Origin of the sequence: Paenibacillus sp. IHB B 3415, assembly GCF_000802655.2 — a bacterium.
Taxonomy (GTDB): Bacteria; Bacillota; Bacilli; order Paenibacillales; family Paenibacillaceae; genus Paenibacillus_AQ; species Paenibacillus_AQ phytohabitans.
The window spans coordinates 45,133-64,542 of the sequence record NZ_JUEI01000045.1 but is presented as its reverse complement, the minus strand read 5'-3'; the positions used below and the strand labels follow the sequence as shown (position 1 = coordinate 64,542).

General features: G+C 54.7%; 12 protein-coding genes and 1 pseudogene. 1 reads left to right on the top strand and 12 read right to left on the bottom strand.

Going from position 1 to position 19,410, the window contains the following annotated elements; all coding sequences use genetic code 11:
• Positions 1–9: 9 nt before the first annotated feature.
• From QW71_RS20030 to QW71_RS20010, 4 genes are all read right to left on the bottom strand, one after another.
• Positions 10–936, bottom strand: a complete 927-nt coding sequence (locus QW71_RS20030; RefSeq protein WP_039302594.1) for a phosphotransferase family protein — start codon at positions 934–936, stop codon at positions 10–12.
• A gap of 39 nt (positions 937–975) precedes the next feature.
• Positions 976–1,701: a CD3324 family protein gene (locus tag QW71_RS40995; RefSeq protein WP_063776461.1), complete on the bottom strand. Its 726-nt coding sequence runs from the start codon at positions 1,699–1,701 to the stop codon at positions 976–978.
• 23 nt (positions 1,702–1,724) lie between these two features.
• Entirely contained in the window at positions 1,725–2,429 is a 705-nt protein-coding gene (locus QW71_RS20020; protein WP_039302591.1) for a hypothetical protein, read from the bottom strand.
• Positions 2,430–2,623: 194 nt separating this feature from the next.
• Positions 2,624–2,995, bottom strand: a complete 372-nt coding sequence (locus QW71_RS20010) for a helix-turn-helix domain-containing protein (RefSeq protein ID WP_039302585.1) — start codon at positions 2,993–2,995, stop codon at positions 2,624–2,626.
• Positions 2,996–3,197: 202 nt separating this feature from the next.
• Between QW71_RS20010 and QW71_RS20005 the strand changes: the two genes are divergently transcribed.
• Complete coding sequence (locus QW71_RS20005) at positions 3,198–3,779, top strand: NAD(P)H oxidoreductase (RefSeq protein WP_039302582.1); 582 nt, start codon at positions 3,198–3,200, stop codon at positions 3,777–3,779.
• A 779-nt stretch (positions 3,780–4,558) separates the two neighbouring features.
• Here the strand turns inward: QW71_RS20005 and QW71_RS20000 are convergent.
• The 8 genes and pseudogenes from QW71_RS20000 to QW71_RS19965 form a co-directional block, all read right to left on the bottom strand.
• Positions 4,559–6,082 (bottom strand): glycoside hydrolase family 20 protein, encoded by a 1,524-nt coding sequence (locus QW71_RS20000; RefSeq protein ID WP_039302578.1) that lies wholly within the window; start codon positions 6,080–6,082, stop codon positions 4,559–4,561.
• Between the two features lie 96 nt (positions 6,083–6,178).
• A complete protein-coding gene (locus QW71_RS19995; RefSeq protein ID WP_039302575.1) occupies positions 6,179–9,097 on the bottom strand; it encodes an alpha-mannosidase in 2,919 nt (972 codons plus the stop codon).
• A gap of 5 nt (positions 9,098–9,102) precedes the next feature.
• Positions 9,103–10,101: a glycoside hydrolase family 130 protein gene (locus QW71_RS19990; RefSeq protein ID WP_039302572.1), complete on the bottom strand. Its 999-nt coding sequence runs from the start codon at positions 10,099–10,101 to the stop codon at positions 9,103–9,105.
• Between the two features lie 82 nt (positions 10,102–10,183).
• Complete coding sequence (locus QW71_RS19985) at positions 10,184–11,503, bottom strand: glycoside hydrolase family 125 protein (protein WP_039302569.1); 1,320 nt, start codon at positions 11,501–11,503, stop codon at positions 10,184–10,186.
• Between the two features lie 363 nt (positions 11,504–11,866).
• Positions 11,867–15,152 (bottom strand): annotated as a pseudogene (locus QW71_RS37200) (alpha-mannosidase).
• Positions 15,153–15,163: 11 nt separating this feature from the next.
• The gene (locus QW71_RS19975; protein WP_200905947.1) at positions 15,164–17,404 is read right to left on the bottom strand and encodes a glycoside hydrolase family 3 N-terminal domain-containing protein; all 2,241 of its coding nucleotides are present in this window, start codon (positions 17,402–17,404) and stop codon (positions 15,164–15,166) included.
• Between the two features lie 90 nt (positions 17,405–17,494).
• Positions 17,495–18,412, bottom strand: coding sequence for a carbohydrate ABC transporter permease (locus QW71_RS19970; protein ID WP_039302564.1), 918 nt, complete (start codon positions 18,410–18,412; stop codon positions 17,495–17,497).
• Between the two features lie 28 nt (positions 18,413–18,440).
• Entirely contained in the window at positions 18,441–19,310 is an 870-nt protein-coding gene (locus QW71_RS19965; RefSeq protein WP_047013875.1) for a sugar ABC transporter permease, read from the bottom strand.
• Positions 19,311–19,410 lie beyond the last annotated feature (100 nt).

Genomic DNA, 19,410 nt, shown 5'->3' with positions numbered 1-19,410 from the left:
CTCACCCGCTCACTCCGGCAGCTGAAGCAGCTCATCACGCAGCTGATGGTAGGCATCCTCCCAGCCCATTTTGGCATAGAAGCGGAGCGCATCCAATCCTTTGAAATACCGCGCACCGGTCAGCCGTTCATGAAAGTCCGGGATGATGATCCCCCTCCGGCTCTGGTATTCCTGATAAGCCTGAACCACATCAAGCTCTCCCAAGGTTCCAATCAGCGTAGCGAGATCGACCAGATAATCCCCATAGGCGAAGTTGCCGTCAATGATTCCGGTGATCTGCCGGCCATCCGACAGGATGTTCCAGGGCTGAAAATCCCCGTGGATAAAATAGCGGTGCGGCTCGTTGTATTTGGCATACGCCAGCAGACGGTGGTAGCATTCTTCGAATACATCCTTTTCCAGACAGGTCGCCGTAAATAGGCCGTGCCAGCCCTCCCAGAAGGTTCCGCTCTGATCCTCGGCGAAGAATGAAGTAATATATTCACGCCATGCCGGGTAAGCGCCGGCTCCGTTTGGCTGTATCCATCCGTAGCCGCTTGTATCGCCCAGCTCGGCGTAATTCATCCGGGTCAGTATTTCGATAAGCTCAGGGAGCTGGCTCTGCTTCTCATGATCAGAACAATCGATCAGATTGCCGCCACGAATCCGTTCAGAGATGGAATAGCTCAATGTCCCCGCTTTACCCTGCCCCAGACATTTGGCAAACGGGATGCCCTGGCTGGTCAGCAGATTCGCAACATAACCTTCTGTATCGTAGGCCCCGTCCATGTCACTCAACTTAATGATGCATCCCCGGCCTTCATATTCAAAGGAGAATACGCTGCTCAGGTTCCCCCCTTCTACGGGCATTACCCCGGCCGGGCTTGAGCCAAAATGCTGCTTCAATATATCTTCTACACCGGCAATTTCTAATCTTGCTTTCTGGTATGCAGTCATTGCGGCATCCGTCCTCACATGTCTTTTGTGATTTCAACCTCAACCTTCAACCTCATTAACATAATGGAGCACAGTTCCGTAGTATTTCATGAACCGCCGATAATCGTCACTGCCATTCATCCCGATGACCGCCGGATAAGCATTAACCTTGCGCTGCTTAAGTGCAGCCAGTATTTCCTGTTGGACAGGGCAATGAAATTTGCCTTCTGTATACTGGATCACCAGCGGAGGAGAAGCGACTGTATTCCCATCTTCTTCATGAGCCGTGCCCGTACTGCCAGGCTGGTTATCACTTAGGTCTCTCATTTCATTCTGCTCAATAAGCCGCAGCGGAAACTTCACAACGCCGAAGTACAGCTGCTCCTGCTTCCCGGATTCAACCAGCCCGGTTAAGGTCTTGCGGGTGAGCAGCAAATAACACTGAATCCATTCTTCGATCATTCCGGCATCCATGTACCGTACAGCCGACTCCACAGTCGGAGCATACGTTAAGTGCCGGTCATTTTTCTTCGAATATATAATCTTCTTGACTGTATCCAGGGATAAATAATACTCGTTGGCAATTTCCGCAATCGTCACTCCATGCGCATACTTGTTACGAATCATCAGATTACGCTTTTGCAGCTGCTCTCTGTACCCGTTCGACTCGCCCCAGGCCTTCTTCTCATCCCCTGCCGGGAAATACAGCAGCCTTCCTGCCGCATATTTCTGGACTTCCTTTAATAGCTCCTCGGGGATCACATCACCGGCATGCTCATATTTCATACCTTCATTCACCTTCTGCAGGGCTAAAGGGCATAGATGCGGTCCTTCAGCTCACTTATGGATTTAACTATGGCTTCGCAGGAGCATACATCATCGATAGAGGCATGCCAGCGCAAGGTGTCGATTCCTTTGTAATAGGCCATGCATAGGAACCGTTCCTTGAAATCCGGGATGATGATATTCCTTGTCTTGCAGTATTCAGTGAACAGCTCCGGGATGTTGAAGTAAGGCTCATTCAGATCCATATTAACGATATCTACCAGACAATCGAAAATACCGCACTTGCTCCAATCCGGGAACCCAAGTACCGTCCGGCCGTCTGTGATCATATTTTTGAAGAACGCATTATTATAAACCAGGTAACGCTGGCCTTCGCAATAATGGATACGGTCTTCCATTTCCTTATAGTACTTCTCGAAAAAGTCACGGTCCAGCACGGTGGTCTCGAACATCTCACGCCAATTGAACCAGTAGCCCTCTCTCTTCTCCGAGAATGTCTCTGTCAGGAACTCCCGGCAGGTTGCAAATTCCGTCTTGCCCTCCTCATCCAGCCAGCCGTAGCCTGCTATGCCCGAAATATCAGATGAAGAAATCTCCAGCAATTGGTCAAAAAACAATTCATGGCATTCCGCAAACTCCGCCGCACTTAACTGCTCGGCCACAAACCCGTTCGGAGTCATATTCACCTTGTCAGACAGCAGCGATTTAAGAAAATTATCTTTCCCCATGTTCATCTCACCTTTTCCCATACACTAGAATATACCAGATGCGCAGCTGATATAAGCATCATACACTCAGAAATTCCAGGGAGATAGGTAATGAATTCCTTAAGGTAACTTTGCATAGGGCCACCATACCGGTCACGAGATAATAGAAAAACCGCCATCCCCTCATCAGGTCTGACGGTTCTCCCGCTCAAAGCTTAAAACTCCTCCAAAACCTTGGATTTGTCACCATAAACCTTGTCCAGGTGATCCTCTCCCCAGTAACATAAAAGGTCCAGCGCGGGCTTCAATCCCCAGCCGTAGGCCGTTAATTCATACTCCACTCTAGGCGGGATTTCTTGATATATTTTCCGGGCAATAATCTCGTCCTTTTCCAGGCCTCTCAGCTGGGTGGTCAGCATTTTTTGTGTAATGCCGGGGATTAGCCGCCGCAGCTCGGACGTACGTTTGCAGCCTGTCATCAAATGATAGATGATTAGAGGCTTCCATTTCCCGCCCATAACTTCTAATGCCGCTTCTACTCCGACTTTATATTTCTTTGGAGTGCTATTGTCACTCTGCTCTGTCATTGCTTATTCCTCCGTCAAAAGGCTGTGTATATACCGGAAATATACTATCGGGTGCAGGGCACTTCAATGTACCTATGGTACCTTTCTCATCCTATAGAACATGAAAGTGCGTACTTCCAGACAATTTTATTACTGTTTATAATAGCATCAGCCACTGATCATGGCTACAAATTGGCTGCTCAGAAAGGTAGTGACGATACAGATGAACGTATTAATCGTGGTTTCGCATCCGCGACAAGATTCCCTGACCTTTGCGGCTGCCCGCCGTTTTGCACAAGGTCTTACGGAGGCTGGACATGGCTATGAGATATTGGATTTGCACGGGATTGGCTTTGACCCTCTTTTACAAGGAATAGATGAGCCTGACATGTCCCTTGAGGAGCAATCCTTCTCACCTGAGGTGGAGCGGGAAATGAAGCGGTTGAAGGAGCACGATGCCCTGGCCTTTATTTTCCCTGTCTGGTGGTGGCATTTGCCGGCCATGCTAAAAGGTTATATAGACCGTGTATGGAACAACGGGTTTGCATACGGCAAGAACCAGCTCCATCATCAGCAGGTGTTGTGGATGGGGCTGGCGGGCGTTTCGCAGGAACAGATGCGCAAGCGTAACTATGATGAAACAATCGCCCACTTGCTCAATGTAGGAATCGCAGATTATTGCGGCATTTCCAAATCCAGAGTTGAGTTTCTATATGAGACAACCTTAGATTCTAATCCCCGGCATTATGAGCTGCTGCTTAACCAGGCCTATCAATTAGGCTTGAATTATGCGGAGGAACAATGACCCGGTTGGCGAACAGGGTGAGCCCATCGATATTCATTTTCGCAACCGAAACTTGGCGTCCTCATTATGACTCCGACTCCACAGCTGGCTAGGTGGACTGAAAATCCGCTATTGGAGCAAATCAGGCGGATTCGGTAGCTAAACGGACTCAGAATCGCTTATATGGCAAAATAACCTCCCTTTCAGGCTCGAATGAACAAGATAAGCGATTCTCCGGTTCACCCAGATTTTAAGGCTTTTGAGCGATATAACGGATTCTCAGTCCGCTTCACTCGAGGGTTTGAGTTATCAGTGGAATAGCTTATCGTTACGGACAGCAGAGACGTTAAGCCTGCGGAAAGCGCCTGAGTGCCGGTCCTTACGGACACCAGCGCCTTTATTCCGCCCGAAAAGTGGAGCTGGCCTATGAAAAGTGGTGGATAAGGGCTGTGGTGTCCGCTATCGTTACGGACAGCAGAGACGTTAAGCCTGCGGAAAGCGCCTGAGTGCCGGTCCTTACGGACACCAGCGCCTTTATTCCGCCCGAAAAGTGGAGCTGGCCTATGAAAAGTGGTGGATAAGGGCTGTGGTGTCCGCAAACCCGTCAAAAGGGCATTTTAGGAGTGGATAAGGGCTGTGGTGTCCGTAAGGATCAAATTTGGCTATATTTGGATCCGAAGTGAGGGCATTCGCCCTTTGATTTTCTCATACCATCCGCAACAGACGAATATCACAACTTCCTAAATGAAAAAAAGCTGCCCCAACTAGCCTTTCGGCTTTGGGACAGCACTTTTTTTCAACTATTGACTTCGTTCGCTACCCTCCGCGTAACCGGCCAGCTTCTGCTTCCCCAGCCACGCTCTCTCCGCCATAGCGCTAAGCGGCCCGCGGATTCCGACTGCCACTTCTGCTTCGGTCTGCGCTTCCGGCTTGTCGCTCCAGATGGAGAAGGAACAGCCGATTAACTCACGCGGATAAGAACCCGCGGGATATTCCTGCTTCGCTCCGCCGGACCGCTGCGGGAACAACCCCGGATGCCATGAATTGCAGATTTTCTCTCCTGTTGGATACGTATAGCCTGCATGCTCACCCAGTACGTAATAAAAGTAGGCATCGTTGAAATTAATCACCTGATGTCCCTGCGCAATGATCTCTTCAACCGGGGCCATCATTTCATGCCATTTCGTCCAATACGTAATTTGGATGGAGGATTTAGGCGTTATTCTCTGGATCTGATCCCCACGGTACAGTCCATCGTTCCAGGCGCGGACGATCCACCCCTTGGACTCCAGATGTTCAGCAACTCCGTTAAGGTAATCAATGTAAGTATCCACACCGGTTCCGCCGCCGATCTTCAGAACATCCCGGGCATACTGCTCCAGTTGGGGATATTCATCGAACTGCCCGAAGTTGATAAATTCATCGCCGCCGATATGAAAATGGGTGCTTCCGGCAAATAACTCCGTGTACTCGTCGATAAGCTCCAGCACGAATTGCCGCGCAGCGGCATTCGTAATATCCAGCGCGCCCGGGGCAACGGCTCCCGATGAATTCTTAAGCAGCCAGTCCGGATGTGTCCGCAGGGCTTGTCCCAGATGGCCCGGCGAATCTAGTGAAGGAACAACGGCAATATGATATCTTGCGGCCGTATGAATAATCGCCTTCATTTCCTGCTTGGTTAAATATTCGTCCGACATTACCTCAGGATGGCTCTCGCTCATCAGCCTGAAGCCTTCATTCTCGGAGAAATGCAGCTGCAGGGTATTCAGTCTAAGCCGGGACATCTCCCTGATCCTGTCCATGATCCATTCGGCGGTATAGAACTTCCGCCCGATGTCAATATGCAGCGCCCGCTCCGGCATCACAGGGTAATCGGTGATTCTACCGTACGGCATGAAGCCGTCAGTCACCAGCGTCTGTATCACCGTCCGCAATCCATACATCACTGCAGTTTCGCTTGGGGCCGTGATGTGGACAAACTCGCCGATTTCAATGACATAACCTTCCCGGTTGTCCATACCTCCGCCTACTCCGCAGTCTCCGGTGTTTCCGCTGTCGTTCAATTCTATGACAATATCTCCTGAAGACGGTGTCTCACTCTCTCCATAAAGTACAGACAGGAGATGGCCGGATGGAGCCAGACTGTCTGCGTATTCCGAGAGAATAATGAAAATTGTATCATTCAGAACCCTGTTTCCATCTGATCTGACATTGTCCACAATCCTAACCCGGGATTGTGCTGACAGTCTCCATTGCCCTTGAGAGGCCTTCATATACTGCTGTACACCCGGGAACGGACTGTGATCACTGGTTAGCTTATCCATCTGAGGGTCACCTCCTGCTTCTACTTCTACTTCTGCTTTAGCTTTCAATCCTGCTTCTACTTCTACTTCCGCTTCTGCTTCTGCTTCATCCTTGAGTCAGTCAAGCCGGATGCCAACGGTCAGTATTTCATGTCCGCCCAGCTGTAGCTGAAGCGTATTTGCTCCGCCTTGCTCCAGCCGCCCAGTCTCAGCCTCAACATCCGCAACCTTAGCTTCCAGCACATTCGATGTGTAGAAGCCCGTTGCCGGTAGGTCTGTCTCCAGCTTCAGTTCACAAAGTTGGCCCGTCATGTTGAACCAGCGGAGCAGCAGATCTCCGCTGTCTTCGTTCATCTTGAGCGAAGAGAAAGCGGCAGCCGTGCCGCTCCAGCGGACAGCCGAGTACACGGCTGGAATAGTTCCTGCGTGAACCTCCGCCTGGGAGCAGGTCCAGGGAATCTGGAACTGGTAGGCCGCAGCCGCTGCACCAGAAGCTACCGCGTCCCCGCTATGCGGAATAAGCAGCAGCTCCGCCGTATGTTCCCCCTGGCACTGGGCTTCCGGCGTAGGGAACCAGCCCCAGTCGCCCATCTCCCCGACACAGCGGAGCAGGGTAATGGCGATGGTGTTGCGGCCGTCACGCAGAATTTCATATTCATGGAGTCCGAGATTAGCGACCGTAAGCCCCGCATGCTCCGCCGCCACATCCACAAAGCTCTGCTGATGCTGCGCATTGCTCGGGTTCAGCCACTCCGGCGCCGGTTCATTCGGCCGCTCCGCCAGCTCGAACATCGAGTCCACACGGTGGGAAGCTGCGGCCAGATCTGCAGGGAATAGCATCCGCAGACGGTGATCCTTCGCCGTATTATGGATATAACTCTTGACTTCCAGGCCTTTGCCGCTGCGTTCCAGCCTTAACACTGTCCGCAGCTTAAGCAGCACCGTGTCCGCTGAGCGCTGCGCCTGCCGCTCCGGATAATAGACCAGTGCACGCTGCTCTTCTTCCAGCACGGCATCTGCCGAAGCTGGAATCACCCACTCATGGGTGATCTCCACGGACGCCCGGTATGGCGCATCTTCTATGATGGTGATATCAGCCGTCAGCCCCCGGGTAGTCAGTGGTACTTCGCCCGCAGGCTGTCTGTACATATATTCATTGCCGATATCTCCGGTATTCTCATAGACACCGAGATCACGGTATACTTTGCCGCTTGGCTTATGCTCCAGCGTGAAGGAACCGTCTGCCATAATCTCTACCCGCAGCGTTTCGTTCTCCAGAATACGCCCGCCGTGGACAAGCGACGCCGAGGCTCCGGCACCTGCCGGAATCTCCGCCCCGTTCGTTGCGGCACCACCCGCTGCGGCCGACCCTGCTATGCCTTGGCCGGATCGCCCGGCAGCGGTCCCTTCCAGCGGGCGGACCGCGGCCCCACCCGCTGCGGCCGACCCTGCTATGCCTTGGCCGGATCGCCCGGCAGCGGTCCCTTCCAGCGGGCGGACCCAGGCATAAGCGCGCAGCCCCAGCGCTGGCACATCCGCCGCTTCGAAGGTCAGCTGCACCTTGCGGCAACTGTACGGCTGCCGGAACCTGTCATCCGGCAGATCATAGCCGAATGACAGGCCCAGGTCCTGAATCGTACAAGGCACTTCGTTGCCTTGTTCATCCACCAGGACCCGTCCGCCCAGGTCAACCGCCTTCATCCGGCGGGCGGTCTCTTCAAGCGTGAAGCCTTCGCGCAGATACAGGCGTGCCGCATCCAGCTCCACGCTGACTGTACCCGTGCGGCTCCAGCCGCTTGTATTCGCGATAACCAGCGGTATCGCGGCCTCCCCGAAACGGGCGAAACCGGAGGTGTCCACCGCTCCGGTGATCGCCTGCATACTGTCCGCCACGATGCCTTCGGCGGTGTGACGGCTCTTGTCGAACCGGGTTACCATCTCCCGGTGCACTTCATCCACACTGCAGCCGCAGATGGAATCATGCGGATGGTTCTGCAGCAGCGTCTTCCACGCGTAGGTCAACAAATGCTGCGGATACTCCCTGCCGTGCAGCCTGGCGATAACAGCCAGCGGCTCGGCTACCTTCTCCAGCAGCGCCTGGCCCCGCTGGTTCAACTGCTTCAGGTACACCCGGGCGGAGGCGGTATTGACCAGTGTGCCCCAGCCATCAGTGCGCTGGCTTCTCAGCTCGCCCTTAACCGTGGAGAGGCTGCGGCCGGCAAGAGAGTGCTGCACAGCCTTAATATAATCGGCAAAGTTCGAATGAACGAAGGATATCTCCGGGTACAGCTGCTCCGCAGTCCGGATCGCTTCCGGCAGATCGGTCTGCAGCGGCTGATGATCGCAGCCATTCATGAACAGCAGCTGATCCGTGGCTGCATACTGCTTCGCATCTGCCAGCTTGCGCTCCCAGAAGCTCCCCGCGTCCTCCGCCCCGGCTGGAATCTCATTGCCGTTCGAATACCAGTTGGCGAACAGGATGCCCAGCACCTTGGAGCCGTCCGGACCTTCCCAGACCAGCTCCGAGAACGAGGATTCATAGCCATCGCTAGAGACCGTATTGTTGAAGCCTGTCGGCTTCACCCCGCGCCCGAAGAAGGCATTGGTGATTCCGGCCTGTACCATGAGCTGCGGAATTTGTCCGGTCAGGCCGAAGGTGTCGGGGAAATAACCGATCTTCGATACCTCCCCGTAGACTCCCGCATCCTGATGCCCGATCTGCAGATTGCGCACATTGGCTTCCGGACTGGTCAGGAAGGCATCCTGAAGGATATACCAAGGCCCGATATAGATCCGTCCTTCACGGATATGGCGTTCCAGCCGTTCCCGGTTCTCCGGGCGGACCTGCAAATAATCTTCGATAATGATCGTCTGTCCATCGAAGAAGAAGCTCCGGAATCCCGGGTTCTGCTCCAGCGTGTCCAGCAGGCTGTCGACCAGCCGGATCAGCCGGAGATGATGGCGTTCATAAGGAAGATACCATTCCCGGTCCCAGTGCGTATGGGAGATGATATGGGCCGTTTGATGTTTGTCCATGGCTGTTACACCTCAGTCTCCAGAGGATATTCCTCCATATAGTTAAGCAATTCGTCCACGGTAGTGAAGGCCAGACCCGTAACCGTATCTGCACAACCGTAGTAGATGGCAATCCGTCCTGTAGCCGCATCCGTCAAAGCCGCGCAGGGGAAGGTCACATTCGGCACATCGCCCACACATTCGTACAAGGTTTCAGGGCCGAGAATATAGTTGCGTGAGCGGGCTTTCACCTTCCATGGCTGATCCAGATCGAGCAGCGCGCAGCCCATGCGGTAGACAAACCCGTTGCAGGTGTTGATTACGCCGTGGTAGATCAGCAGCCAGCCCTTGTCGGTCTCAATCGGAATCGGACCCGGGCCAATCTTCTTGGACTGCCAGGCGGAGGCATCGCCGTTCACCGTGCCCATCACATAGCGGTGCTTGCCCCAGAAGGTAAGGTCAGGACTTTCGCTGTAAAAGATATCGCCAAACGGAGTATGCCCGGTATCGCTTGGACGGCTGAGCATGGCATAATGGCCGCCGATCTTGCGCGGGAACAGTACGCCGTTCCGGTTATACGGCAGGAAGGCATTCTCCAGCTGATGGAACGTCTTGAAATCAAACGTATACGCCAGTCCAATCGTCGGCCCGTGATAGCCGTTGCACCAGGAGACATAATAACGGTCGTCAATCTTGCATACGCGCGGATCATAACGGTATTCCCGCTTGATAATCTCTTCATCGCCCTCGAATACGATAGGCTCATGGTTGATCTTCCAGTTCACACCGTCTTCACTGAAGCCGGCAAAGATGTCCATGCTGACCGATCGCGAATCACAGCGGAACACGCCTGCGAAGCCGCCCTCAAAGGGAATCACCGCCGAATTGAACACACTGTTCGAGTTCGGAATAGCGTTGCGCGGAATAATCGGGTTGGCGGAATATCTCCATACAGGCGCGTTGCTGTCCGCCGGTTTCTCCTGCCAAGGGATATTTGACAATGTTTCTCCAATAATTGTACTCATGCTCAGGTCTCCTTTGTATATGAAAAAGTGCTTTACACAATCATAATTAGCTTCCTGTATTCTGTATCCATGCAGGCCGGACCTAGAGAATCCCTTCCTGCAGCGCCCGCCAGACCAGCTGGGAGAACAGGCTGTTCGACCAGGCGAACCACTTGCGGGTGAAAACCGACGGATCATCGGCCAGGAAGCCTTCATGCATATAGCCGGTATCCGCGTCCGTTGCTTCAAGCATGGCAATCACCGCCAGCTTTTCTTCTTTACTATTTGCCGTGATCCCCTGCATGGACAGCGCCATATGCCAGATATAACCCGGAGGGGTATGCGGACTGCCGATGCCCTTGGCGGCTGTGCCTTCGTAATAGAACGGATTCCCGCTGCTCAGCGCAAAACGTCTTGTATTCAGATAGATGGGATCGTCATTCTTCAAATACCCGAGATACGGAATGGACATCAGGCCCGGTGTTCCAGCATCATCCATCAGGCAGTAATTGCCGTAGCCGTCTGTTTCGTAGGCATAGATCGGCCCGAATTCAGGGTGGCGATAGATACCGTACAGCTTAATGCCGTGATCCACCTCTTGCTCCAGCGCCTTCAGCTCGGCCAGGAAATCCAGATCGCGGAACACCCACTCGGCGAAATCCTGCATCTGCCGCAGAGCCACTACGGCGAACATATTCCCCGGAATGTTGTAATGGAAATCGCAGGCATCGTCGCTGGAGCGGAAGCCGGACCAGATCATCCCTGTGTAGTTGACCGGCATGCCAAGGCCGCCGTTACGGATCGAATCCTCCAAAATCCCGTTGTTCCGGGTGAAGCGGTACGGGGATTGTTCCGCATGATGCTGCTCCCGCTTGAAGAGATCGGTAATGGTGCGCAGCATTTTTTTGAAATCAGCCGTGAAGATATCCGTTCGCTTCGTCTCCTCCCAATAGGCATGGGCCAGCCGGATCACGAAGCACAGCGAGTCAATCTCGAACTTGCGCTCCCACACCCAGGGCGACATCTCCGTCACATCCCCGGCATTCCAGTGCCAGTCGTTGGCTGTTTCGTTGAACGCGTTAGCGTAAGGATCGGTCAGCACATATTGCGTATGACGCTTGATCAGCCCGCCGATAATTCGCTGCAGATCAGGATCTTTGGCGGCAAAAGGCACATAATGAATCACCTGCTCGACCGAATCGCGGAGCCAGCAGGCCGGGATATCGCCCGTAATGACAAATGTGGTTCCATCGTCAAGCAGCTTGGTAGTAGTCTCCAGCGTGTTCGGGAAACAGTTCCGGAACAGGCGCTGCAGCTTGGGCCGGTGGGCCAGCTTCTCTTCGGCCTCGGCCAATACGGCCTGAATGGATGACGGCAGCGGCAGCTCCGGCATTTGAATCTGGGGAAGTCTGAATTGTTCCAAGGTGATAGTCTCCTTCGGCTTAATCTATAGGGTAGAAGCTGATTTTAAGGTACTAACTTAAAGTTCACTCGTCACTGCGGTGAATATTTGGACTTCCGGCCGCTGTTGTCCCCAGATTTCTTGATTCAACCCGCTTTTCGCGGTGGAAACCCGGTGACAAAGGCGATCGCTAACGCTCCTACAGTTCCAAAATCCCCCTCCGTTCCTTCTCCGGTGAATATTTGGACTTCCGGCCGCTGTTGTCCCCAGATTTCTTGATTCAACCCGCTTTTCGCGGTGGAAACCCGGTGACAAAGGCGATCGCTAACGCTCCTACAGTTCCAAAATCCCCCTCCGTTCCTTCTCACTTTTTGTTATTATCTTTTATTCAGCTAATTCTGAATGAACAATTTTGATGGTTTTGATCTCAAACGGGCGGAACGTAAGCGTCAGCTCTCCAGCCTCATCCGGCAGCAGCTCTGTCTCTTCTTCCAGTGCATTGGACAGGTATATCGCCGAATGCGGCAGCGGCCAGCCGAGCTTGACGGTCTCGCGTCCGCCAGCGGATTCATACAGCCGCAGAATACTGCCGCTTCCGTCTTCCGCCAATTTGACTGTATCCAGGATAACCTGCTTCCCGTCATAGGGGAGGAATGAGCCTGAAGGCGGCAGCTGTCCTGCACTTGAATCACAGGCAACCGCATAGGAAGTGTGATTCAGCTCAGCGGCTTTGCGGAGGGTATGCGCCCCGCGCCAGTCTCCGGTATGCGGATACAGTGAATACGTGAATTCATGTGTGCCCAGATCCGCGGAATGATCCGGCCAGCGCGGCGCGCGCAGCAGCGACAGACGGATCGTGCTGCCCTGCGTGTCATAGCCGTATTTGCAGTCATTCAGCAGGCTGACGCCATAGTCATGCTCAGACACATCGCCATAGCGGTGCCCGCAGACTTCATATTGCGCCTGCTCCCAGCTGGTGTTGCGGTGCGTTGACCGTTCCAGCGCGCCGAACGGGATCTCATAGGTCGCTTTGCTGGTTACTACATCTACCGGGAAGCCCACCTTCAGCAGCTTATGGGCTTCATTCCATTGCACCTTCGTCTTGAAGTCGATCCGCCGGTCACTGTTATACAGGATCAGCTCCTGCTCTATTTCGGATTGGCCGATGCTCCAGCGGAAGTACAGCACATCGCTGACGGGGCCTGAGGACAACAGCTTCTGCTCCAGCAGAATTGCTTCTCCGGCAGGCTGCTCCTCATACCGGCTGTCTATATCCCAGGCATCCCATAGGATAGGGCGGTCATGGAAGAAATGCAGCCGGTTCAGCCGCTCTCCGGCCTTGACAATCTCACGCCCGGCTTCCTTATCGTACAGGCTGATGATCTCGCCCTGTTCATTGAACCGGAGCCGGTAATATTCCGTCTCCCAGTCCTGGCCGAACGAAGCTGCAACCGAAGCTGCATTAGATGTTCCGACCGGTGTCGGCTCATCTCCGCTATCTCTGCCAACTCCGTCGTTACCGTCAACTCCGCCATCTTCGCGCAACGCTGGCAGTTCCTCATCTCTCAGCCACACGGTAACATACCCGAATGCCGGAACCTCCGGCACCCGCACGCGGAGAGCAGCTGGCCCGCCTGCTGTAACCGGCTCCGCGGCCAGCCGCATTCCGTTCCGGTCATATACGGCGGCAGCAGTGTTATCCGCTTCGTCTCCGGCAGCCGGGAGCTCAACCACCATATCCCGGGCCCAGCCCAGACCGTTCAGGACGACATAAGGCTGGCCCTCTCCACGGGTATTGATATCCGATACGGCGGCCTCCATGACCGACTTTAGGCTGCTACCTCCAAGAGCGAAGATGCTCTGATACTCCTTGTCCCAGGGCTGGTACGGCGGCCTCCATGACCGACTTTAGGCTGCTACCTCCAAGAGCGAAGATGCTCTGATACTCCTTGTCCGAGGTCTGATAGACCTCGGGAATCGACGAGCCGGGAATAATATCATGGAACTGGTTGAGCAGAATCAGCTTCCAGCCTTCATGCAGGTCCTGCCCGATCTCTTCCCGCTGCTGCGGCTGCAGATGGTGTCCGGCCAGCGTCTGCCATAGTTCCGCCTCCCTGTACAGAATCTCGGCCTTGCGGTTATTGCGCTTGTTCCGGGCATGTGTGGTATAGGTTCCCCGGTGCAGCTCCAGATAGAGGTCGCCCTGCCAGACCGGCAGCTCAGGCTTCGCCTGCTCGATGCCTGCGAAGAAATCTGCCGCCGTGCTGTAGCCGGAGGCCGGCTGGCCCACCATGAGCTCGGAGCGAGAGAGATATTCAAGCATCTCCCGGGTCACTCCGCCGCCCCCGTCCCCGTGTCCGTAGAGCAGCATTTGTTCGCTGTGCACGGCTTTTTCACGGTAGGACTGCCAGTGCTCATGAATATCCTTCGGCAGCGTACTCTCATTCACTCCGTGGTTCATATAAGACAGAAGTGCCGTTCCGTCGATGCCTACCCAGTGGAACAAATCATAAGGGAACAGATTCGTATCATTCCAGCCGAGTTTGGTCGTCATGAAATAGCGGACCTTGCCGTGCTTCAGAATCTGCGGCAGGGAAGCGCAATACCCAAAGGTGTCCGGCAGCCATTCAATCTCGGATTGCCGTCCGAATTCCTCCTGATAGAACCGCTGCCCGTACAGCATCTGCCGCATCAGGGACTCGCCGCTTGGAATATTCAGATCCGGCTCCACCCACATGCCGCCCACCAGCTCCCAGCGTCCTTCCCGTATCCGCGCCTTCACCTTCTCATACAGCTCAGGGTCGTTATCCTTCAGATAAGCGAACAGCTGCGGCTGGCTCTGAGCGTAGCGGTAATCGGGATATTCCTCCATCAAGGCATGAACCGTCGAGAAGGTCCGGCTGGTCTTCCGAACAGTTTCCCTCGTGGGCCATAACCAGGCAATATCAATATGTGACTGCCCGATCATATGAATGAAGCCCTCACTGTTGCCGCCGATGGCCCGCACACTTGAGGCCAGCGCCTGCTCAATGTCTCTGATCCTGCCATCGTCCCGTCCAACTTCAGGTCCCATAGACACATACGCATCCATCGCCTGATACAGCGCCTCCAGGATACGGACACGCCGGAAATCCTGTTCTGGCAGCAGCAGCGCCGAATCACGGATCACGGTAACGGTATACATCAGCGACTGCACCGGCAGGTTAACCCTGACGAGCGCAGCGGTTATAGACCGGACCGGCGGCTGAATCACCGCCTGCTTGTTCAGCGGATCATCCGGCTCGGGAATCGGATCGTAGAGTTCGATCTCAAGCTCCGGGTTTCTTCCGTCGGCAACAGGGTCAAGTGAAACGAAGGTATGATTGCGGTCCAGCCCCTGCCGGGAAGCTCCGCCTACACGCAGCAGCCCTTCTCCGCCGGAGTGGAAGATGATCCCTGTGTCCGCACCCGTCCAGTCCGCCGGAATATCAAGCGTCGTGCGGAACATATAAGTCGTTCCCTGTACGCTCGGGAACAATCCGAAGGATTCGCTGCCCGAATACGGCTGTAATTCGTCATACTGCCCCGGCTGCCGGTAGGCTGTGGAGAACACCTGCCAATCCTCAATCTCCCGGTATTCCAGCCATTGCTGCTGCGAACATTCACGGATAAACCTGTTTATGCGTTCCATGTCTATTCGCTTCATATCTGCTCCTCCATAACTGCAAGCTCCATATCGAGCGTATCGTTGACATTCCGGCCGACTCCGATCCGGAAGATCCCCGGTTCAACGACCCGCTTGTACTCCGCCCCGATATAGCTCAAGTGTTCAGCACTGAGCCTGAAAGTGACCGTCTGCTTCTCTCCCGGTTCCAGGTAAATCTTCCGGAAGCCCTTCAATTCCTTGGCCGGTCTGGTCACCTTACTGACCCGGTCGGAAATATATAACTGAACGACCTCCGCGCCTCCGCGTAAGCCTGTATTCTCCACTTCCACCGTAACTTCAGCACTTCCGTCCGCTGGAATTTCAGCAGGCTCTACCTGCAGCCCGCTATAGCTGAATTCGGTATAGCTGAGCCCGAAGCCGAAGGGGTAACGGGGCTGCGAATCCCCTTCAAGATACCGTGCACCACGGGACCGTTTGCCCAGATAATAGACGGGCAGTTGTCCTACGTCCACCGGGAGCGAGAGGGTCAGCCTGCCGGACGGATTCACATCGCCGAACAGGATGTCCGCAATGGCATGACCGCCCTCCTGCCCGGGATACCAGGCTTCCAGAATGGCATCCGCCTGTTCGTCAATCCAAGGCTCGGCAATAGGACGTCCGTTGATATATACGACAACGACCGGCTTGCCGAGCGTCTTCAGCTCCTTCAGCAGCTCCAGCTGAACGCCGGACAGATGTAGCGACATCCGGTCAATGCCTTCGCCGCAATCCATATCACTAAGCCCATTCTCTGTTACCTTCGAGGCCCCGGTCCGCAGATCAATGCTGCCTTCGCCGAAGTCTCTGGCGCTCGACCCGCCCAGTGCCAGCACAATCGTATCCGCTGTTGCCGCTGCCTGGAGTGCAAGCTCGAAGCCTTCGGTGGAGCTGTCCTTGATCCGGCAGCCCGGTGCGTAACGTACCCGCTCCGGTTCAGCGGCAAGCTTGGCCCGTATCCCGGTCAGCACTGTCGCTACCCGGTCACGCGGCTGGGGTGAAGTGTAATCCCCGAGCTGATTGTAGCCGGTATCCGCGTTGGGTCCGATGACAGCCACTTTTCCTGTGGCCGCAGACAAGGGGAGGATACCGTTATTCTTCAGCAGTACGATCCCTTCCGCCGCAATGTTCCGTGCCAGCACCGCATGTTCCGGGCTGCCGATCACCTGCTCTGCCCGGTCCGGATCGGCAAACGGCTGTTCGAACAGGCCCAGCCGGAACTTCAGCTCCAGCACACGTGCAGCCGCTTGATCCACCAGCTTCTCATCCAGCCGCCCGGAACGGAGCGCCTCCAGCAGATAGCCTCCGAACATGACGCCGGACATCTCCATATCAATACCGGCGCTTAGCGCCTGCACTGCCGCATCTTCCCCGCCGTCCGCTGTATCATGGCCCGAGGCCAGCATGTCGATAGCGCCGCAATCGGTAATGACCATGCCCTTGAAGCCCCATTCGCCGCGCAGGATATCCTCCAGCAGCTCCTGATTGGTTGTGCAAGGCACTCCGTCAATCTCGTTATAGGCTGGCATGATGGATACTGCACCGGCTTCCACCGCTTTGCGGAACGGATACATATCGACCTCCAGCAGCTCCCGCTTGCCGATATGCGCCGGACCTGCATTCCTGCCGCCTTCCGAGCTGCCGTAAGCGACAAAATGCTTCAGAGTCGCCCCGACACTGGACCCACTGTCAAGCCGGTCGCCCTGTAGTCCTTCCACAGAAGCTACAGCAAATTCACCGATGAGATACGGATCTTCGCCGAAGCATTCCTCAGTCCTGCCCCAGCGCGGATCACGCACCACATCAAGCACAGGCGAATACGTAACTGCACCGCCCTGGGCCCGGGTCTCCAGCGCTACCGCGCGGGACATCTCCCGGTATAGATCGACATTCCAAGTGCTGCCAATCAGCAGGGGAACCGGAAATACCGTCGCCCCGATTGCCATATGCCCGTGGGAGCATTCTTCGCCGATAAGCAGGGGGATGCCCAGCCTGGAATGCTCCAGCACATAACGCTGGATGGTATTCACCGCTTCGGCTCCGGCCCGCGCCCCAAGTCCGCTCTCCAGGGTGACCCCTGTCCAGGGATCTGCCCGCAGTGTGCCATATAATGCGCCGATGCCGCCTTCGCGAATCTGGCGTTTGAAGTCTTCTGTCAGTTCTATCGTTCCTTCTGTATGATCATAGGTCTGCCACCCGAATAGCTGAACGAGCTGGCCAACCTTCTCTTCCGGCGTCATCAGCTCCAGCAGGTGCGCTGTCCGCTCCTCAGCAGGCTTCGTACGGTCTCTATATAACACTTTCTCCCACACCTTTCTTTGGTTATACTGCTATTCTTTGACGGCTCCAACGATCAGGCCCTGGATGAAGTAACGCTGAAAGAACGGATAAGCGAATATAATGGGGCCAGTGGCCAGCACCACCATCGCCATGCGCGAGGTATCCTGAGGCATGGAGCGCAACGCTTCCAGACTCAGTGAACTGTTCTGCGAATTCTGCAGAATGAACTGCATGCTGGTCTCAATCCGCATCAGCATCGACTGCAGCGGCACCAGCTTGGGATTATCAATATAGAGCAGGGCATTGAACCAGTCGTTCCAATACCCGAGTGTACTGAACAGCCCAATGGTAGCCAGGCCGGGCAGAGACAGCGGCAGAACGATGCTCAGAAACGTCCGGAACTCTCCGGCGCCGTCTATTGTGGCCGACTCAATCAGGGCACCCGGTACGCTGGTCGTATAGAAGGTGCGCAGAATCATAATGTAAAAAGCATTCATCGCCAGCGGTAGCACCAGCGCCCAGATGCTGTCCTTCAGGCCAAGCAGCTGCGTCACGATCATATAGGTGGGAACCAGCCCGCCGTTAAACAGCATCGTGAAGAACGCGAAGAACGCGAAGAAATGGCGGTACTTGAAGCTTTTACATGAAATGGCATAGGCATAGAGTGAAATAAGCAGCAGGCTGAGAAGCGTGCCGGTTACCGTTACGGCCATAGTCACCCCGTAAGAACGGAGCAGCGTGTCCCCCGTGCCAAAAACGTATTTATATGCTTCGGCACTCCATTTTGCCGGGATAAGTTGATAGCCGTCCCGCGCCAGCATCCCTTCGTCCGTGAAAGACAGGAGTACCACAAACAGAAACGGAAAGATGCATAGCAGGGCAAAGCCTCCGGCAATACAGTTGAAGACGATATTCCACCAGAACGGCAGCTGATGGAAGTCGCGCGGTTTCACAGGCTTGGCGGACATGGGGTGACCTCTCTTCCCTTCAAATCCCCTAGAATAATGCGCTGTCCTTATCGGATTTACGCACGATATAATTGGAGGTAAGCACCAGAACGAACCCAACCACCGATTGATATAAGCCCGCAGCCGTGCTCATCCCGATCTCGCCGGTGTTCTTGAGCCCACGGTACACATACGTATCAATAACATTGGTCACGCTATAGAGCGTCCCCGAATCTCTCGGCACCTGATAGAACAGCCCGAAATCGGCATAAAAAATCTTCCCGATCGCAAGTAAGGTCATGATGATGATGATGGGTTTCAGCATCGGCAGCGTAACATTGCGGATCTGCTGGAGCTTGCCGGCCCCGTCGATCATCGCCGCTTCGTACAGGGACTTGTCAATGCCCATGATCGCAGCCAGATAGATTACGCTGTTATATCCGGCGGTCTTCCACAAATAGACAGACACGAGAATGAACGGCCAGTACCCCGGTTCTGAATACCAGGAAATCTTCGTGCCGGACAGTCCGTTCAGCAGCCCGCTCTCCGAGCTGAGGAAGCTGAAGGCGAAGTATCCGACAACGACCCATGACAGGAAATAGGGCAGGAACATCCCCGTCTGATACAGCTTAGCCAGCTTCTTGTTAGCAATCTCAGACAGCACAACCGCCAGCAGCACGGAGACAAGCAGACCAAGAATAATGAAGGCCATATTATATAGAAGCGTATTGCGTGTGATCAGGAAGGCATTCCTCGTGCTGAACAGAAATTTGAAGTTATCCCAGCCGGCCCATTTGCTGTTCATAATGCTCGCCCAGAAGCCGTCCCGGCTGAACCGGTATTCCTTGAAGGCAATCACTGTACCGGCCATGGGCAGGTAGGAGAACAATACAAACCAAAGGGTGCCCGGGAGAACCATAAACAGGAGCACTTTATTTTTGACGATATCTTTGGCGGACTTTCCTATTTTCCCCACGTACCCAGCTCCTCCTGTACACAAAAACCGGGCCGGGTCCATT